At 57.4% G+C, this 16666-nt stretch carries 19 protein-coding genes; 11 read left to right on the forward strand and 8 right to left on the reverse strand.

Annotated features, from left to right (window positions below; genetic code table 11):
- Window positions 1–15 precede the first annotated feature (15 nt).
- The gene (locus STH12_RS16565; protein ID WP_126168569.1) at window positions 16–741 is read left to right on the forward strand and encodes a 3-ketoacyl-ACP reductase FabG2; all 726 of its coding nucleotides are present in this window, start codon (window positions 16–18) and stop codon (window positions 739–741) included.
- Complete coding sequence (locus tag STH12_RS16570; protein ID WP_126168570.1) at window positions 738–1970, forward strand: beta-ketoacyl-ACP synthase; 1233 nt, start codon at window positions 738–740, stop codon at window positions 1968–1970. Before STH12_RS16565 ends, STH12_RS16570 begins: the two co-directional genes overlap by 4 nt.
- Before the next feature lie 90 nt (window positions 1971–2060).
- Here STH12_RS16570 and STH12_RS16575 read toward each other — a convergent pair whose 3' ends face one another.
- Window positions 2061–3191, reverse strand: coding sequence for an HD domain-containing phosphohydrolase (locus tag STH12_RS16575; protein WP_126168571.1), 1131 nt, complete (start codon window positions 3189–3191; stop codon window positions 2061–2063).
- Window positions 3192–3352: 161 nt separating this feature from the next.
- On the opposite strand from STH12_RS16575, the gene STH12_RS16580 reads away from it, so the two are divergent.
- Both STH12_RS16580 and STH12_RS16585 read left to right on the forward strand, forming a co-directional pair.
- Window positions 3353–3670, forward strand: a complete 318-nt coding sequence (locus tag STH12_RS16580) for a rhodanese-like domain-containing protein (protein WP_126168572.1) — start codon at window positions 3353–3355, stop codon at window positions 3668–3670.
- 19 nt (window positions 3671–3689) lie between these two features.
- A complete protein-coding gene (locus STH12_RS16585; RefSeq protein WP_126168573.1) occupies window positions 3690–3977 on the forward strand; it encodes a hypothetical protein in 288 nt (95 codons plus the stop codon).
- 3 nt (window positions 3978–3980) lie between these two features.
- Here the strand turns inward: STH12_RS16585 and STH12_RS16590 are convergent, their stop codons facing one another.
- The 5 genes from STH12_RS16590 to STH12_RS16610 form a co-directional block, all read right to left on the reverse strand.
- Entirely contained in the window at window positions 3981–4571 is a 591-nt protein-coding gene (locus STH12_RS16590) for an FMN-dependent NADH-azoreductase (protein WP_126168574.1), read from the reverse strand.
- 161 nt (window positions 4572–4732) lie between these two features.
- The gene (locus STH12_RS16595; RefSeq protein WP_126168575.1) at window positions 4733–5179 is read right to left on the reverse strand and encodes a thioesterase domain-containing protein; all 447 of its coding nucleotides are present in this window, start codon (window positions 5177–5179) and stop codon (window positions 4733–4735) included.
- 2 nt (window positions 5180–5181) lie between these two features.
- Window positions 5182–5619: a D-aminoacyl-tRNA deacylase gene (gene dtd / locus STH12_RS16600; protein WP_126168576.1), complete on the reverse strand. Its 438-nt coding sequence runs from the start codon at window positions 5617–5619 to the stop codon at window positions 5182–5184.
- A 65-nt stretch (window positions 5620–5684) separates the two neighbouring features.
- On the reverse strand, window positions 5685–6644 hold the full coding sequence (locus STH12_RS16605; RefSeq protein ID WP_126168577.1) for an alpha/beta fold hydrolase: 960 nt from the start codon (window positions 6642–6644) through the stop codon (window positions 5685–5687).
- The gene (locus tag STH12_RS16610) at window positions 6644–7699 is read right to left on the reverse strand and encodes a virulence factor BrkB family protein (RefSeq protein WP_237158646.1); all 1056 of its coding nucleotides are present in this window, start codon (window positions 7697–7699) and stop codon (window positions 6644–6646) included. Before STH12_RS16610 ends, STH12_RS16605 begins: the two co-directional genes overlap by 1 nt.
- Before the next feature lie 91 nt (window positions 7700–7790).
- Here STH12_RS16610 and STH12_RS16615 point away from each other — a divergent pair, with 91 nt between their 5' ends.
- The 4 genes from STH12_RS16615 (at window position 7791) to STH12_RS16630 (ending at window position 11832) form a co-directional block, all read left to right on the forward strand.
- Window positions 7791–8012, forward strand: coding sequence for a hypothetical protein (locus tag STH12_RS16615; RefSeq protein ID WP_126168578.1), 222 nt, complete (start codon window positions 7791–7793; stop codon window positions 8010–8012).
- A gap of 17 nt (window positions 8013–8029) precedes the next feature.
- Window positions 8030–8680 carry a DUF2959 domain-containing protein gene (locus tag STH12_RS16620; RefSeq protein WP_126168579.1) on the forward strand — a complete coding sequence of 217 codons (651 nt, stop codon included), beginning with the start codon at window positions 8030–8032 and terminating at the stop codon, window positions 8678–8680.
- A gap of 81 nt (window positions 8681–8761) precedes the next feature.
- Window positions 8762–9820, forward strand: a complete 1059-nt coding sequence (locus STH12_RS16625) for a hypothetical protein (protein ID WP_126168580.1) — start codon at window positions 8762–8764, stop codon at window positions 9818–9820.
- Window positions 9821–10149: 329 nt separating this feature from the next.
- Entirely contained in the window at window positions 10150–11832 is a 1683-nt protein-coding gene (locus tag STH12_RS16630; RefSeq protein ID WP_164551234.1) for a flavin monoamine oxidase family protein, read from the forward strand.
- Between the two features lie 86 nt (window positions 11833–11918).
- Here STH12_RS16630 and STH12_RS16635 read toward each other — a convergent pair whose 3' ends face one another.
- Window positions 11919–12818: a type 2 periplasmic-binding domain-containing protein gene (locus STH12_RS16635; protein WP_126168582.1), complete on the reverse strand. Its 900-nt coding sequence runs from the start codon at window positions 12816–12818 to the stop codon at window positions 11919–11921.
- Window positions 12815–14167, reverse strand: a complete 1353-nt coding sequence (locus STH12_RS16640) for a diguanylate cyclase domain-containing protein (RefSeq protein ID WP_126168583.1) — start codon at window positions 14165–14167, stop codon at window positions 12815–12817. The genes STH12_RS16635 and STH12_RS16640 overlap by 4 nt, the downstream gene beginning before the upstream one ends.
- A gap of 279 nt (window positions 14168–14446) precedes the next feature.
- On the opposite strand from STH12_RS16640, the gene STH12_RS16645 reads away from it, so the two are divergent.
- Genes STH12_RS16645 through STH12_RS16655 form a run of 3 tightly spaced genes read left to right on the forward strand, consistent with a single transcriptional unit; the run spans window position 14447 to window position 16625 of the window.
- Window positions 14447–14746 carry a hypothetical protein gene (locus STH12_RS16645; RefSeq protein WP_126168584.1) on the forward strand — a complete coding sequence of 100 codons (300 nt, stop codon included), beginning with the start codon at window positions 14447–14449 and terminating at the stop codon, window positions 14744–14746.
- Window positions 14743–16308 carry a PepSY-associated TM helix domain-containing protein gene (locus tag STH12_RS16650; RefSeq protein ID WP_126168585.1) on the forward strand — a complete coding sequence of 522 codons (1566 nt, stop codon included), beginning with the start codon at window positions 14743–14745 and terminating at the stop codon, window positions 16306–16308. The genes STH12_RS16645 and STH12_RS16650 overlap by 4 nt, the downstream gene beginning before the upstream one ends.
- Complete coding sequence (locus tag STH12_RS16655; RefSeq protein ID WP_164551235.1) at window positions 16305–16625, forward strand: DUF3325 family protein; 321 nt, start codon at window positions 16305–16307, stop codon at window positions 16623–16625. The genes STH12_RS16650 and STH12_RS16655 overlap by 4 nt, the downstream gene beginning before the upstream one ends.
- Window positions 16626–16666 lie beyond the last annotated feature (41 nt).

A 16666-nucleotide genomic window follows, 5' to 3' on the forward strand; every position in this document is an offset into this window, starting at 1 on the left:
CACAGGAGCATAACAATGACTAAAAGAGTCCTGGTGACAGGTTCCAGCCGCGGCATTGGCAAGGCCATTGCCCTGCGCCTTGCATCTCAAGGTTATGATATTGCAGTGCATTATCACTCAAACCTGACCGCCGCCGAAGCAACATGCAGCGAGATTGCCGCCCTTGGCGTGAAGGTAAGCCTGCTTAAATTTGATGTGGCCGACCGCGCTGGCGTGCGCGCCGCCATTGAAGCCGATATCGATGCCAACGGCGCCTACTATGGCGTGGTACTCAATGCAGGCATCAACCGCGACACCGCCTTCCCGGCCATGACAGATGATGAGTGGGACAGCGTAATCCACACCAACCTCGATGGTTTTTACAACGTGGTGCAGCCCACTGTGATGCCGATGATCCAAAGCCGTAAGGGCGGACGCATCATCACTTTGGCATCGGTATCCGGCATTGCCGGAAACCGTGGTCAGGTAAACTACAGTGCCTCCAAGGCGGGGCTCATCGGCGCCACCAAGGCGCTGTCACTGGAGCTCGCCAAGCGCAAGATCACCGTCAACTGCATCGCCCCCGGCCTGATTGAAACCGACATGGTGAGCGAGTTCCCCGCCGACATGGTCGACCAGTTGGTGCCGATGCGCCGCATGGGCAAGCCGGAAGAAATCGCCGCACTGGCGGGATTTTTGATGTCCGATGATGCCGCCTACATCACCCGTCAGGTGATTTCGGTGAACGGAGGCATGCTGTGAGCCGCCGGGTTGTGGTCACAGGCTTTGGCGGCATCAGCAGCCTCGGCCATGACTGGTCATCGATTGCGGCAAGCCTCAAGGCCATGCAAAACAAGGTGGTACGCATGGATGAGTGGGACAGGTTCGATAACCTCAACACCCGCCTCGCCGCGCCCGTGACCGACTTTGCCGTGCCCGCCCACTACTCGCGCAAAAAAATCCGCTCCATGGGGCGGGTATCTTTGATGGCAACCCGGGCCAGTGAACTGGCGCTGGAAGATGCGGGCCTGCTTGGCCGCGACTTTCTGACCTCGGGTGAGGTGGGCATAGCCTATGGCTCGTCCACCGGCAGTACCGATCCCCTGGTTGGCTTTGGCCGCATGCTGGACAGCGGCGACATGTCCGGCATAGATGCCACCAGCTATATTCGCATGATGGCCCACACCACGGCAGTGAACGTGGGGGTGTATTTCGGTCTTCAGGGCCGCATTCATACCACTTCCAGTGCCTGCACCTCCGGCAGTCAGGGCATAGGTTACGCCTATGAAGCCATCAAGTACGGTATGCAAACCGCCATGCTGGCCGGTGGCGGCGAAGAGCTGTGCGCCAGCGAAGCCGTGGTGTTCGACACCCTGTTTGCCACCAGCACCCGAAACGCCACCCCTGAGCTGACGCCGCGGCCATTTGATAAACACAGAGACGGCCTGGTGATAGGTGAAGGTGCCTGCACCCTGGTGCTGGAGGAGCTTGAGCACGCCAAAGCACGCGGCGCCCATATTTATGCCGAACTCATTGGCTTTGGCACCAACAGCGACGGCCTGCACGTGACCCAGCCCAATGCGACCACCATGGAAGGGGCAATCCGTCTGGCGCTGAAAGATGCTGCGCTGGATGCCGATGCCATAGGCTATGTGAACGCCCACGGCACCGCAACCGACAGGGGCGATGTGGCCGAAACCCAAGCCACCGCCGCCGTGTTCGGCAGCCGTATGCCCATTTCGTCGCTGAAGAGTTATACCGGCCACACCCTGGGCGCCTGCGGCGCACTGGAAGCCTGGTGCAGCATTATGATGATGAACGAAGGCTGGTTCGCGCCCACCATCAATCTTGAACAAATCGACCCCGACTGCGGCGAGCTCGACTACATTCGCGGCGACCTGCGCCAGCTTGATACCGATTATGTGATGAGCAATAACTTCGCCTTCGGCGGTATCAACACCTCGCTGATTTTTAAGCGCTGGCAAGACTAAGCCACTCTATCTGCCAATAAAAACCGGAGCCTCAGTTGGCTCCGGTTTTTTATTTGCGGCCATGGATTAGCGCCACTGCGCTTAAGCCGCTTAAGCTGCGTCGGTCAGGCGCCCCAGCACTTCTTCCACATCGGCGCGTGCCGCAATCAGGGCTTCCACACAGCGGCCATCAAGCTTACCTGCTGCTGCCATACGTCTTAACTCATCAAAACAGCGCTCCAGCGGCCATGGCTGTTTGTAGGGCCGACTGCAACTTAAGGCATCGAAGATATCGGCCACTGTGACAATGCGTGCCTCGGTTGGGATTTGCATACCTTTGAGGCCTCTGGGATAGCCACTGCCATCGAGGTATTCGTGGTGGCAGGCAACAATATTGAGCATGATTTGCGAGTCCGGCAGGTGGCTCAAGCCAAAGTCGCCAAGAATTTTACGGATAATGCCCTCGCCTTTTTCCACATGGGTTTCCATTAGTTGCCGCTCTTCTGCCGTTAAAGGCCCGGGCTTGAGCAGCACCCGGTCGGGAATGCCAATTTTGCCCACATCGTGCAGCGGCGCAAACAGCGCAATATGTTCTATGTCCTCATCACTGAGCCCGGCATCCAAGGCGATCCCCTTGGCAATCAAGCGTGAATAGGCAGCCATGCGATCCAGATGTGCGCCGGTTTCAAAATCCCGCAAATCGGCAAAATCCCTGGCCACCTGCGCCGACGCCAAAATAGTGCGCACCGCGGTAAATTCACTGGAGAGCGACATGTTGACCAAATTGGCATACAGCACCATGTCTCGCTGCATTTTGGCGTCAAAGGCGGCCGGACGGGAAGAATCAAAAAATAAAAAGCCGATAAACAAGCCGTTGTCGTATAGGGGAATGGTGAAGGATGACAGGTAGCCCTGCTGCAACAGCCAGGCGGAATGCAGATTGTCCGGGCTGATGTTGGCCTGAATATCATCGATGGCGCGGCACTCACCCGAGTTGGCAATGTGACTGAGCGAGCGGCTCTCACTCAGGCGATACTGGTAACCGTGAATGGCATCGCCGCGGCGGGTACTGTTGATAAAAGTCTTCAGCAGATCACTGTGGGGGTCGTACAGGGCGAAGGCTATGCGATCGACATCCGGATACGCCTCCAGCAGTCGGTCGTGGATCCGCGACAGTCGCTCAGTGGCATTGCTTCCCTGCTTCCACAGATATGCCGGGATGGCCTTGGTCGAATCAAACATGCTTGCAAATCCTCTGCCTACCTTCGCCAATAACTGAGTTTAGGCTAAGGTACGACCATCGGCAGGGGAAATTCCCCAAAAGTCTATTGGGTCACAAATTTGCTTTTCAATTTGCATAAGATTATTCTCAATAAACTTTTTCTAATTGAATCGAGGTTACCATGTTGCAGTCCATGCTCGCCGGTTTGTCTGGCAGTGCCCTTCCGGCCCAATGCTGGGAATTGGTAAAAAATGGCGCCACCCTGGTGGATGTCAGGACCCCCGCCGAATTTGCCGAAGGCCACTTGCCCGGCGCCGTAAATATTCCGCTGGATACCCTCGAAACCTGGGTTGCCACTCACACCAACAAGGCCGCGCCCATGGTGCTGTACTGCGGTGCAGGCATTCGTGCCCAGAAAGGCTGTGACATTCTGAGCGCCAACGGCTGCTGCAGCGTCATAAACGGCGGCTCACTGAAAGACTTGCTGGCTGGCGCCTGAGGCCAACCAGGATATCGCGATGGCCAAAGACAAGCCGACGCCACGTCCAGGCTTTGCGGTCAGTTCCGGCCGGGGGCAGGCAAGCCGCAAGGTGCGTTATGTGGAATACAGCCACAGCGCCGAGGGTTGCAGCCTGTGCCGACCTAATCCAGGCGATGAGATAAAAAATACCCCTTGCATCGAGCAAGGGGTGAAGGGTGCCGTCCTCACTGAGGATGGGGCTGATGATTCGACTGCCGATGCGGTAAAAGCCGCAACCGACAGGACAGTAGACGATTGTGAGGGCGACGACTCACCCTCAACATAAGACTCAGCCAGCAATCGCCAGTTGGCTGCGTGCCTCGCTCAAACCTTTCTCGGCCGCTTCCGGGCCCATATTCAGTGCTTCGGCATACACGGCTTCCACCTCAGTAATCCCGATAAAGCCCAGTACCGTCTTCAGATAAGGCACCACGTGGTCAGAAGATGCATCCTTGTGCATACCGCCACGGGTCGCCACCACCAGGGCTTTTTTACCTGTGATAAGTCCAACCGGACCTTGCTCGGTGTAGCTGAAGGTAACACCGGCGCGGGCAACCAAATCAATCCAGTTTTTCAGCTGGGTTGGAATGCTGAAGTTATACATTGGCGCCGCCACTACCAGGGTGTCGTGGGCCTTGAGCTCATCGATAAGCGCGTTGGACAGACCAAGCACCTCGGCCTGACGTGGGCTCAGGTTGTCACCGCCCCTCAGACCAAAGGCGATTTCGCCGTCCAGTACCGGCAGCGGCTCAGCGGCCAGATCCCGCACTGTCACCTCAACACCTGCACTGCGCTCCTTGGCAACCCACTCATCAATCAGACGGGCCGATTGGGAAAAGTCACCGAGAATGCTGGATTTAAGAACCAATACCTTTGTCATAAAACCTCCGAAACCGGGAACTGCTCCCGCCAATTCATTTGATGACGGCAAGTTTATTGGCCCACAAAAGCGAAAAAAAGCGGATAAAATCAGAAAAAACGTTCTAAAAAATAGAAAAGCCAGTCACAGACTGGCTTTTATGGCATACAAGATAGACAGGCTCAGTGGCCGGGCAGGCTGACGTAAAGCCCGCTGAAGCTGGCGCACAGGGTATCGCCGCAGATAAGCTCGACTGTCAGCAATTGCTTCACACGCTTACCGCCAGCCAGCGCGCTGAGATCCCCGCCCGGCCATCGCACCCGCGCCAGTGGCGCCGAGGTCACCGGAGCATGGTAGCGAATATTGGCGTCGGCCAGCACTATACTGCCCTCCACCCCTGCCTCGCGCTGCTTAAGCCACATCAGGCCCCAGCCGGTCAGTGTCATCAGGGTATAAATACTGCCGGCAAACATGGTCTGATGCAGGTTGATATTGGGCGCGAGCGGCGCTGAGACTTCAAACACATCGTCGGCAAAGCGGCGCGGACAAATCTGCATAAAGTCACTGACGGGAATGGTGCTGTGCCAAGTGTCTTTCAACTCCTGCAGAAGGGTTTGTTCGGGCGTCATGGTTAAACCTGCAAATGGAAGGTCACAGGACCATCGTTGAGCAGCTCCACCTTCATATCGGCGGCAAAGCGGCCGGTTTGGGTGGGCACGCCCTGCTCACGGCAATGGGCGACAAATTCCTCGTACAGACGCTCGGCCTGCTCCGGCGTGCCGGCGCCAGAGAAACTTGGGCGCAGACCTCTGCCGGTATCGGCAGCCAGGGTAAATTGCGACACCACCAGCAAAGCGCCTCCCACCTGAGAGACATTGAGATTCATCTTGCCGTTTTCGTCGGAAAAGACGCGGTAGTTCATCACCTTGTGCGCCAGCTTCTCAAGCTTGGCGCGGTCGTCCTGCTGCTCAACCCCCAGCAGCACCAGCAACCCCTGGTCGATGGCACCGGTGATTTCACCTTCCACAGTCACACTGGCGCGGCTCACCCGCTGTATCAAAGCAATCACAGATTAATCCTTAACGATGGAAAACCCGGCGATTGTGCCACAGGGGGACGACCTTTCCCAACGGCTTACTGATGCCAGACCGACAACATCCAGTTGCCTGCCTGCACCACCGCCTGATGCATGCGACTGTCGGCCAGTGAATGGTAGCCACCGTTCACCACCAGCAGTTCAAGGTCCTGTCCAAGCCGTGGCGCCAGCGCGGGATAGTCGTTCAGGACCTGCAGTGGGCACACCCAGTCACACTCTCCCTGCAGAATGCGGGTGTCGGCGCGAATGTCAGCTACGGCGCCAGTGAGCAGCGCATCGGCCTCGAAGTAGTAGGCCTTGGCATAGTGCAGTTCAATCATGGCCAGCACCCGCGAGCGCCAGTCCAGCGGCCCCAGCAATCGATTGCCGGGAAAGGCCAGCGTCAGCTCCCAATCCAGCCAGCGGCGAAACGCCCGCTCAGCCACGGCGGACTGGCCATGGGAAAACCCTTTGTGGAAATACTCGAACAGCAGCGGCAACCATCCCTTGATGGGGATACCGGCACTGAAGGCATCATATTCCTCGGCAAACAGTTTTGCCGCCCCGTCGGGTCCATAGAGCCAGGCCATGCCAGCCAGGGAGGGAATAAACAGCCCCCAGTAGCTTTGCGCCACCACCCGCTGAGGATAGAGGCCGCTGTAGATAAGCCCCAGCGTGGCGCCGAAAGAGCCACCGGCAAGGCACCAGGCATCAATGCCCAAGGTTTCGCGCACCCGTTCAATATCGGCCAGCAGCAGGCTTAAGTTGTTGTTTTCCAGCGCGCCTCTTGGGCGGGACAGACCAGCGCCGCGCTGATCCAGCAGCAGAATGCGCCAGTGGCGGGCATCGAACAGCATGGCATCTTCGGGGCTGCAACCTGCGCCCGGACCGCCATGAAGATACAGCAGCGGCACCCCATTGGGATTGCCATATTCCGCCAGATACAGGCTGTGGCCGTTTGCCACGTCAATCCAGCGACTGCCAATCAGCGGCGGTGAGAACTTGTCGTTGAACGGCATCAGACGGCGTCCTGCGCCTTGCTTTTATCGACTGGGCTGTTGTCGACGGGACTTGTGTCGACTTGAGTAACCACATCCATTACGTCAGCGTCCGATGGGCTTTCAGTCTCGCCTGCCACACCCGCGCTCCGTTCTGCGCCCTGGTTGCTTTCACTGCCATCGCTTTCACTGCCGGCGTTCTCGCTAATATCACCCTCGATGTCGTTATCGTCATAGTCGAGATACTCAGGCAACGCCGAGGCAATCACGGCACCAAACAGCACTATGGTCCAGGACAAATACACCCACACAAACAGGATAGGAATGGTCGCCAGCGCGCCATAAATGGCCTCGTAGCTGGGGAATTGGGTCACGTACAGGGCAAAGCCCTTCTTACCTGCTTCGAACAGCAGCGCAGCCACCAGGGCGCCAAGCAGCGCATGAAGAAACTTCACTTTCTGATTGGGCACGCCCATGTACAACAGCAGGAAGGCCGCCACCGAGAACATCAGTGGCAGCTTCTCCATCAGCATAGGCACCACGCCGTACACGTCCGCCTCACTGAGCACCTTGAGTGACACCACATAGGAGGTCACGGCAATACTCGCGCCCATCAGCACAGGACCGAGGGTGAGCACCATCCAATACATGGAAAAGGCCACCATAAAACGGCGCTTCTCGCGGGTGCGCCAGATGGCATTCAGGGCTTTATCGATGGCGGAGATCAGCATGATGGCCACCACCACCAAAAAGCCGATACCCACGGCGGTGCCCTTGGAGGCATTTTTCACAAATTCATTAATATAGGCCTGCACCGTGTCGCCGGCGGCGGGGATCATATTCTCGTAGACAAAGGTTTCTATGGTGCCACGAATGCCCTGAAACACAGGAAACGCCGACAGCACCGACATGGTCACCGCCACCATGGGCACCAGCGACAGCAGGGTAACGTAAGCCAGATGTCCGGCACGGACATTTATCTGGTCTTCTTTGAGCCGGGAGATAAGGTGCAGCACAAAACGCCAAACTCCCAGAAAAAAGCCCTTTATCAGGCTCACATCTATCTTATTTTTCACTGTTTTTCTCTTGCCGCGAGCGACCGTAACGGTTTATGTTCGTACAATAAAGCGTACAATACTTGCTTTACAAGTTTTAAGGAGCGAATCCATGTCACAACAGGGATCGGCAGGCAACGTACTTGCCGCAGGGGTGAATCTGTTCTTCCCGGGACTCGGGCAATTGCTGCAGGGGCGCATCATGGCGGCCTTGCTGTTCTTTGTGATCACCGTGGGCGGCTATGCCCTGTGGTGGCTTATCGTTCCTGCCATCATAGGCGCCATCGCGCACCTGTGGTCAATTATTGATGCCGCCAAGTTTAAGGCGGAGTAAATGACAAGGAAGGCAAAATGAAACAGTTTTTCTCTGTGGCGCTGCTGGGTGCCGGTTTGATGCTTGGCGGTTGCCAGAGCGCCTATTACGGCGCCATGGAACAGGTGGGCTACCACAAGCGTGACATCATGGTCGACCGGGTAAAGGACGCCAAAGAATCCCAGGAAGAAGCCCAGCAGCAATTCAGCTCGGCACTGGAAGAAATGCAGGCGCTGCTCAATCACGACGGCGGCGATCTGGAGAAAGCCTACAACAAGGCCAAAGACGAGTACGAGTCCGCCCAAAGCGCGGCCGACGATGTGTCCAATCGCATCGACAAAGTCGAAGATGTGGCCGAGGCGCTGTTTGACGAATGGCAGACCGAAATCGGTGAAATCAGCAAAGCCAGTCTGCGCTCAAAAAGCCAGGCCAAGCTGAAAGAAACCCGCCGCAACTACGAATCGCTGATGCGCAGCATGCGCCGCGCCGAAAGCAAGATGCCGCCCATTCTCACCTCAATGAAAGACAATATGCTGTATTTGAAGCATAACCTGAACGCGCAAACCATAGGCGCCATCAAGGGTGAGTTTGCCAGCCTGCAAACCGATATTTCAGGGCTTATCAAAGAGATGAACCGCTCTATTGCCGAGTCCAACAAGTTTATAGCCGCCATGGAATCCGCCCAGTAACGGCAGCCGCGCATCCCTGGATGCGCCCGCAAATCACAGTGACCAAAGCCCCTTTCGAGGGGCTTTTTGACAGGATGTCAGATGAAATTCAGCCACACCCTCGCCCTGCTGCTGGCAGGCAGTACGCTTTTACCCGGTTTATCTGCTGCGGCCGCTCTGCCCGATTTTAGCCTCACGCCCCTAAGCTGCCCCGACGGCTTTGCAAACTGCAGAGTCGAGCAAACCAGCGACGATGGCCAAACCCTCACCTTCAGTGTCCGCCAGGGCGATACCCGCCACAACTTTGTCTGGCAGCAGGGCCGCTTTACCAAGCTGCCACCCTTTGGCACCACGGGAGTCAATATTGTGATGGCGCTGAGCCAGGATGGCAGCACCCTGGTTGGCCACAACGCTTCCCGCGGCTTTCGCTGGCACCAAGACAGCGGGCTTGAGCAAGTCACGCCGCTTAAAAACAACTTCATCACCAACCTGATTGATGTGTCGGCCGATGGCACCAGGGCCGTGGGCTATGCCGGTTGGCAATCGAACCTGCACGCCTTTGTTCATGAATTTGGCAAGCCGCCACGGGATCTGACCGACAGCCCCAACAGCGATGATTACCGGCTGGCCACCCGGATCTCCGGCAACGGTCAGGTGGTTGCAGGCTATACCGGCAAGCAGGTGTTTTTGTGGCGCGACCGGCTTGGTTTTAGTTACCTCAGACCGCCCGCCGACTGCCAGAAACAGCTGCTGAATCCGGAAGCCATTAGCCATGACGGTCAAACCCTGCTGCTGCGCTGCAGCCTCGACAGGGGCTATCTTTGGCAAAAGACCACAGGTTATCAGCCACTTACATTACCCGAAGGCATAGTGGAGGCACTGCCCAGTTTCATGTCGGCGGATGCCGGGGTGATAACCGGCTCTGGCGGCACCAGCAAGGGCCTGAGCGGCAACGAAAAAGAGCCTTTACTCTGGTTTAGCCCCGGGCAGCCGGTCAGGCTTTTTGAACCTGTCGCCAAAGCACTTGGCCGCAGCGATATCCAGCGAATATCCATTGCTGACATCAGCGCCAGCGGCCATAGGTTAACCATCAACCTGACCCTGGCCGACGGCAGCAATCAGCCACTGCTGCTGACATTCAGCTCGCTGACACCACTTTAGCGAGCAGCTCGGCGCCTTAAGAACAATTCAAACGCCAAGGGGCAGGCTTTCGGGCCTGCCTTAATGTCTCAACCTGTCTGCACACAGCAGATTTGGCTGCCGACACGGATAATTCCACTCTTAAGCATCAGAAAAATCACGTCAATTTGCGATCATGACCTACATTCATCTGTTTTAGATAAACAACGAAATTGTTTCTTTTTCGATACACCCTCAGTTGTTAGAGTGATGCTGACGCTTTGATTAAAAAGCGAGCAGTAACGCAGCGTCGACACTCCATGGCCAGGAAGTTGGAGCCGGAGGCCCACTACAACACAGGGAGCAACCCCATGCGAAGAATGTCGTACTCGAAAATCACTGATCTTATCCGCCGTCTGCACGACGTCACCGACACCGCCAAACGCACCGGCATACCGGTTAAAGAAGTGCTGGAGCAGGACAAAGCCTGGCGTCAGCAAGCCGCCGCCGACCACAAACTGGCCCGTGAACGGCGAACCTTCCTGAAAGGCCTGGGCGCTGGTATAGGCGCCGGCCTGACCGCAGGCGCCATGGCCCCCACCGCCTTCGCCGCGCCGGCCAGCAACAACGGTGAGAAGACCGGTCAGAGCCAGGCGAAAATCGCCGTGATTGGTGCTGGTCCCGGCGGCATGCGTACCGCCCACCGACTCAAGCAGTTCGGCATGACCTGCACCCTCTACGAAGGCAGCGACCGCATCGGTGGCCGCATGTACTCAGACCGCAGTTACTTCAGCGACAACCGGGTAGTGGAATGGGGCGGCGAACTGATTTCCACCGAGCACACGGCGCTGCGCAATCTCGCCCACCAGCTGAATCTGGAACTGGTGGATGTGGGGAAAAATACCCTCGGCGAGGAAGAGGTGTACCTGATTGGCGACGAGCTCTACACCGAACACGACCTGCTGGATGAATGGGTTGGCGGCTTGTACGAGCTGATGAAACGGGAGCAGCAGCGTGCCCCCTGGCAGCCCTTCTACAACAACCATAATCAGGCCCATATCGAGCTGGATAACATAACCGCCCAGGATTGGCTGGAAGGCAATGGCTACAGCAGCGGCCACTGGGTGCACAAGCTGCTGATGACCGACCTGATAGCAGAATACGGCCGCGTCGACGATAACTCGGCGCTGAACCTCATCTATCTGTTGGGCTGGAGCACCCGCAACTCCGGCGGCCTGCCGCTGGCAGGCACCGACGAGCGCTTCAAAATCAAGACAGGTAACGACTCGGTGATCCACGGCATGGCAGCCGAGCTTGATGATGGCCAAATTCTGATGGGCAAAAAGCTGGTTGCCATTCGCGGCGAGGCCATGGGGCCTTACAGCCTGCATTTTGAGGATGGCAGCAGCGATGACTGCGAGCGTCTGGTACTGGCCATGCCCTATCATCTGATTAAAAACATCGACATAGACCCCAGAATTTGGGACAGCTTTGCCCCGGCCAAACAGCGCTCACTGCTGGAAATGCAAGCGGCCGATAACGGCAAGTTGCAGCTGGAATTTGCCAGCCGTGACTACGCCCAGACCCGGCAGATCCACGGCCGTGAAGTGTCCATGAGCGCCGTGTCCTATTCGGGGCCCGACAGCTTTATCAGCACCTGGGAAGGCGACACCACCTCCCCCAGCGACAAAGGCATTATCGTGAACTACACCGGCGGCTACTGGGGCGAGCACCTCTCGGGTCGCCTGTACCATGGCCCGGCCCACAGCAGCGATGTTAACCGGCTGCTGGCCGAGTACGACAAGATCTGGCCCGGGATCTCGGCCCAGTACACCGGCAAGGCACTGGTGTCCAACTGGTGGCAGAACCCCTGGTCCAGAGGCGCTTTCGTCAGCCCGGTGGTGGGCACCATGACCGGTTTCTGGGGGGCCCAATTCAGCCGCGAGGGCAATATCCTGTTCGCCGGTGAGGCCTGTGACGTGGATTACTGGTCCTATATGAATGGTGCTATCTCCTCCGGCGAGCGCATCGCCAGGGAACTGGCGCAGGAATAAGCGCCGGGAGACGAAGTTTGGCCAGCAAAAAGCCGCCTCAAAGGCGGCTTTTCATTGGCTTAGGGTTTGGGCATTTACTGCGGCCATCACTGCAGCTGATGAGCAATCACCTCATCCTGCAGTTTCAGCACCGCCTGTTCGTCGGCGGTTTGGGGCAACAGCGGATTGCTCAAATTAATAAGAGTACGCTCTGAAAGCTGCGCCTGTCTGAGCGCTTCCCGGTGGGGTGCAAAACCATAAAACAGCTTATCGAAACTGCCATCGGCCATGGCCGCCCTGAGACCAAACTCGAGCCGCTCGGCAAGTTGCTGATTGTCTTTGGCGACAAAGAAGTACATCACCGCCGGATAACGCAGCAGTAAGTGCCGTTCGTTGGCCAGGTCGTAGTAGCCACCACTATCGGTTTCGGCGTACAGCTCGGTCACGGCGCGTGGAAACAGATGCCCCGGGTGGCGGCGGGTAAACTCGTACATGTCGCCTTCGGATACCTCGGTGGACACCTCAAGCCGGTTCAGGCGAAGAATTTGGGTGTCGGGCCAATCGAGCCCCTGAATAAAACTGAATGCCGCCAACTCAGCCTGGGTTTTCACGCTGGCAAGGGTATCGAGATCTCTGGGGTTGCTCGCCAGCAGTCGAAGCCCATACACGCCCTTCATCAGCGGTACCCTCACCGGCAATGCCTCGGTTTCGCGCCGATAATTGGTCATGGTCCAGAACACGTTGATGATGCCATTGTCCAGCTCGCGAAAATGGCGCCGCTGGGAAATATCTATATCGATGGGAGTCAGTTGATAGGGGCCGTATTTGTCGACCGACTTTTCCAACGCCAGCTGCAACAACTGGCCAAAATAGGCGTTGTTGGGGTTGTGCTTCATTTGGCTGGCATCCACATAACGAACCTGCATGGCATCGGCCGCCAGTCCCGGCAGGGTCAACAGCAAGGTGCAGGCACTGGTGGCAATCAAGGCCAGGCGACGCCAGTTCATTGATGTTCCCCTTTAATCCGTTGTTTGTCGGTATACATGGCTTTATCGGCATCATGCAGCAAGGCTGAAATATCCAAGCCATCCTCAGGATACCTGGCCTGCCCCATGCTGATACTGATGGTCAGGGTCAGCTCTTCAAGCTCAAGCGGCTGTTCGCAGGCGGCCTGGCGTATCTTGGCCAGCACCCGCTCGATATCTTCCGGCTCAGTCAGCCGTGGCAAAATCAGCAGAAATTCATCTCCGCCCAGCCTTGCCACTATATCGCTGCTGCGAAGCCCCGACTGCATGCGCATGGCCACCGCTTTCAACATAGCATCACCGGCTGCATGTCCAAAGTTATCATTCACTTGCTTAAAGTGATTCAGGTCGACATTGACCACCACAAAGCGGCCATTGGGGGTTTGGATCAGCTTGGACAGCAGCGCCATGGCAAATCGGCGGTTGGGTAGGCCGGTGAGCATATCGTGCAGCGACACCAGATGTGCCATGCGATATGCATTGGCAACCATCAAGAAGCTCAAAAACAGCAACAGGGCAACGCTGTACCCCAGGAGGCGCGCAGCATTCTGCCAGCCCCAGGCCCTAAGCTCGCGCCGATCGGCCAGTGCCAGCTCCCAGGTCGCGCCGAGCAAATGCACCCTGGCGGTGGCCTTGGCGGCGGCAAAATCTTCAACGACACCTATAAAAGGAGCGCCTGTGGTATCCGGATAACTCAGCGGTCTTATCGCTAAGGTGGTGCCTTCGGCAAGTTCAGTGCTGCGCATCTGGGCTATCAGTTGGTCGAGATCTATCACCACACTGCACACACCCCAATAATGGCTGTTCAGCGGCGGATTGGAGAACACCGGCGCCCTGGCAATCAACCCGGTACCGCCCTGCACCAGGGTCAGGGGACCATCCAGGGTAATCTGCCGGGACATGCGTGCTTCAACCACCGCCTGCGCCTGCGTGGGCAGCAGCCTGAAATCCAGCCCCATCACGGTTTCGTTGCCTTGCAGCGGATACACCATGGCAACCACATCATTGGGAGCTATGCTGACGCTGCGGATAAACTCGCCCTTGCCGGCCATCAATTCGGCCAGCACAGTCCATTGGCTGTAGGGCATGTCGGGATTGAAGCTGAGAATAGTCGCAAGGCTGTCTGCCAACAGGATGTCGGCATTCACCTTGGCTTCGATATTGGCTCTGATCAGCGCCAATTTTTGCGAAAACCACTGTTGTTGTTCAGCCAGATAGTCCCTTACGTAGCTGCGGTGCAGGTATTCCACCGTCAACAATGACAATAGCCAGTACACAATGGCAAACGCCAGGATCCATAGTTTGGTACGGGCCAAGTGGGCACTTTGCATAGACCACCTATCGGCAATGAGACTTACCCAAGGAAGGTGCGAACTGTACCTTGCATCTATCCACTTTAAGCCCACGCAGAGCAAGCACGGGACTTATTCGCACCTTCCCTCAAGCATATCCACGAATCGCCAGCTTGAGAAACTTAACAGTGTAAATACCGCCAATGGTGCGGTCGGTCAAAGACCTCATCTTTACAATGTAAATCACAATTGAGAATGTTTATCATTTAATTATCTTGGATTAGGATCCCCGCCCTGTCACCTGCGCCGGGAAACACCATGCCATTCTTATCCGGGGAAAGTCGTAAACTGCTGAGCCGCAGCCTGCTTGCCATTGTCGGCGGTTATGCGCTGGCCGCCGCCTTTGCCGCCGCCGCGCCGCTCATACTGCCGCGGCTTATGGATATCCAACGCGGCGATGCGGCCGTGCTTGGCATGTTGCTGTCGTTTCTCATTTTTGGCCTGTGGATCCTCTACAGTTACGCCGCCCGCTGCACCCTGCGCGCCAGCGTGAACTGGCTTATTTGGAGCACGCCCTTGCTGCTCTCCCTGCTGCTACTTGAGGCGCCTGCCCCATGAAAGAGACCTTTTTCCGCTCCATGAGCTGGCTGCACACCTGGGCTGGGCTGCTGGTGTGCTGGTTACTGCTGTTGGTGTTCTTTGCCGGAACCTTAAGCTTTTTCCGCCACGAGATAAGCCTGTACAGCAAGCCTGAACTGCATCAAAACGTGCTCAGCAATGAGCTGCAACAATCGCTGGCACACAGCCTGCAACAGGGGCAGGCCTTTTTGCAGGCTCGCGCCCCCAAGGCGCCGGACTGGTATATTGAGCTGCCAACCGAGCGGCGACCTTATCTTGCGTTCAGTTGGAGCGAGGCGCGTAAGCCCGGTGAACAGGGCAGACCCAGGATCCACAGTCAGGTGATGGACATGGACGGCAATCCCGCCCCCGAGAGCCGCGACACCCTGGGGGGTAACTTCTTCTACCGGCTGCACTTTGACTTGCACTACCTGCCTGTGCCCCTGGCCCGCTATCTGGTGGGCATCTGCACCATGTTTATGCTGATTGCCCTTATCAGTGGCATCATCATTCACAAGCGGATTTTCAAAGACTTTTTCAGCTTTCGCCCCGGTAAGGGCAGCCGCTCCTGGCTCGATGCCCATAACCTGAGCTCAGTGATGGCGCTGCCATTTCATCTGGTGATCACCTACACGGGCCTGATTACCCTGATGCTAATGTACATGCCCTGGGCCGCCTACAGTGTGTGGGACGGCGATGCGCGCGCCATGCGTCAGGAACTGTCGCCACGGGCCGAACCCATCAAGGCCAGCGGCCTGGCGTTGGAGCCAATACCCATCAGTCAGTTGCTGCCACAAGTCCAGGCTATATGGGGCGATGAGGTGGCGCTGAAAGAAGTGCGCCTGCAACATCCCGGCGATGCCAATGGCCGGATAAGCTTCACCCGCGACTCTGGCCGCGAAGTCACCGACGAGCGAGACCAGCTGGTTTTCAGCGCCAGCGGCGAGCTGCTGAGCCAACCCAAAGCCCAAAGCACAGTCGATACTGTCCACGACACCCTGATGGCACTGCACACCGCCCGCTTCGCAGGCCCCTTACTGCGCGTGGTGGGCTTTGTGATGGGACTGCTGGGCTGCGTGATGATTGCATCGGGCTGTCTGATGTGGGCGCTGAGGCTCAGAGAAAAACGTAAACAGGGATTTGGGCTTAGCTTGGTTGAAGGGCTGAATCTGACTGCCATTGTCGGCCTGCCGCTGGGCACACTGCTGTTTTTCTATGCCAACCGCATCCTGCCCACCGACCTGTCTGGGCGGGCACAGTGGGAAGTACACGCCTTCTTCATCGGGCTTGGGATCTGCGCTTTGGTGGCGCTGTTTCGCCGCGATGCCGCGGCCTGGCGCAGCCTGCTGGCAGTCACAGGTTTGCTGGCGCTGCTGATGCCGCTGCTTAACAGCCTCACGGCGCCGCTCGGCTTGCTTGGCAATATGGCTGCCGGGCAATGGCCTTTGGTGGTGGCCGATATGCTGTTCTTACTCACGGCGCTTGCATGCTTGCAGGCGGTGCGCAAGCTGCCAAAGGGCGTTCCGGCCCGCGCCAAAGCACTGAGGGAGCAAACCGCATGAACACGCTCGCCCTGTTTGGTCTGCTGCTGGCAGCATTTTGTCTGCTGGCGCTGTCGCAGTTCAGCCACTTTCGTGCCGCTTTCAACCGCCCCCCAAGCGAGCTTCAGGGCCGATGTCTGCAATGTTGCGGCCTGGGGCTGATTATCCTTGCAGTGGTGATTGCCACTGTCATTGGGGGCAGCTATGGCGTTATCGAACTACTTACCCTGCTGACACCTGCGGCCTTGCTGGTTCTGCTGCTGGTGAAACAGCGACCCGGTCTGTTGCCGGGGGCAGCCTTGATGGCCGCGCCTGCACTTTGCTTGCTGTGGCTGTAAACCGCACAGCAACCTGACCACAGGTATGAGTCGGCGCGGGC

The sequence above is a fragment of the Shewanella khirikhana genome, from assembly GCF_003957745.1.
GTDB classification, from domain to species: Bacteria; Pseudomonadota; Gammaproteobacteria; order Enterobacterales; family Shewanellaceae; genus Shewanella; species Shewanella khirikhana.

Bases quoted from the DNA above. Each gene is read 5' to 3' on its own strand.
- STH12_RS16565 (WP_126168569.1), top strand. From the start codon at position 16: ATGACTAAAAGAGTCCTGGTGACAGGTTCCAGCCGCGGCATTGGCAAG.
- STH12_RS16575 (WP_126168571.1), bottom strand. From the start codon at position 3,191: ATGTTTGATTCGACCAAGGCCATCCCGGCATATCTGTGGAAGCAGGGA.
- STH12_RS16580 (WP_126168572.1), top strand. From the start codon at position 3,353: ATGTTGCAGTCCATGCTCGCCGGTTTGTCTGGCAGTGCCCTTCCGGCC.
- STH12_RS16585 (WP_126168573.1), top strand. From the start codon at position 3,690: ATGGCCAAAGACAAGCCGACGCCACGTCCAGGCTTTGCGGTCAGTTCC.
- STH12_RS16590 (WP_126168574.1), bottom strand. From the start codon at position 4,571: ATGACAAAGGTATTGGTTCTTAAATCCAGCATTCTCGGTGACTTTTCC.
- STH12_RS16595 (WP_126168575.1), bottom strand. From the start codon at position 5,179: ATGACGCCCGAACAAACCCTTCTGCAGGAGTTGAAAGACACTTGGCAC.
- STH12_RS16605 (WP_126168577.1), bottom strand. From the start codon at position 6,644: ATGCCGTTCAACGACAAGTTCTCACCGCCGCTGATTGGCAGTCGCTGG.
- STH12_RS16615 (WP_126168578.1), top strand. From the start codon at position 7,791: ATGTCACAACAGGGATCGGCAGGCAACGTACTTGCCGCAGGGGTGAAT.
- STH12_RS16620 (WP_126168579.1), top strand. From the start codon at position 8,030: ATGAAACAGTTTTTCTCTGTGGCGCTGCTGGGTGCCGGTTTGATGCTT.
- STH12_RS16625 (WP_126168580.1), top strand. From the start codon at position 8,762: ATGAAATTCAGCCACACCCTCGCCCTGCTGCTGGCAGGCAGTACGCTT.
- STH12_RS16630 (WP_164551234.1), top strand. From the start codon at position 10,150: ATGCGAAGAATGTCGTACTCGAAAATCACTGATCTTATCCGCCGTCTG.
- STH12_RS16635 (WP_126168582.1), bottom strand. From the start codon at position 12,818: ATGAACTGGCGTCGCCTGGCCTTGATTGCCACCAGTGCCTGCACCTTG.
- STH12_RS16640 (WP_126168583.1), bottom strand. From the start codon at position 14,167: ATGCAAAGTGCCCACTTGGCCCGTACCAAACTATGGATCCTGGCGTTT.
- STH12_RS16645 (WP_126168584.1), top strand. From the start codon at position 14,447: ATGCCATTCTTATCCGGGGAAAGTCGTAAACTGCTGAGCCGCAGCCTG.
- STH12_RS16650 (WP_126168585.1), top strand. From the start codon at position 14,743: ATGAAAGAGACCTTTTTCCGCTCCATGAGCTGGCTGCACACCTGGGCT.
- STH12_RS16655 (WP_164551235.1), top strand. From the start codon at position 16,305: ATGAACACGCTCGCCCTGTTTGGTCTGCTGCTGGCAGCATTTTGTCTG.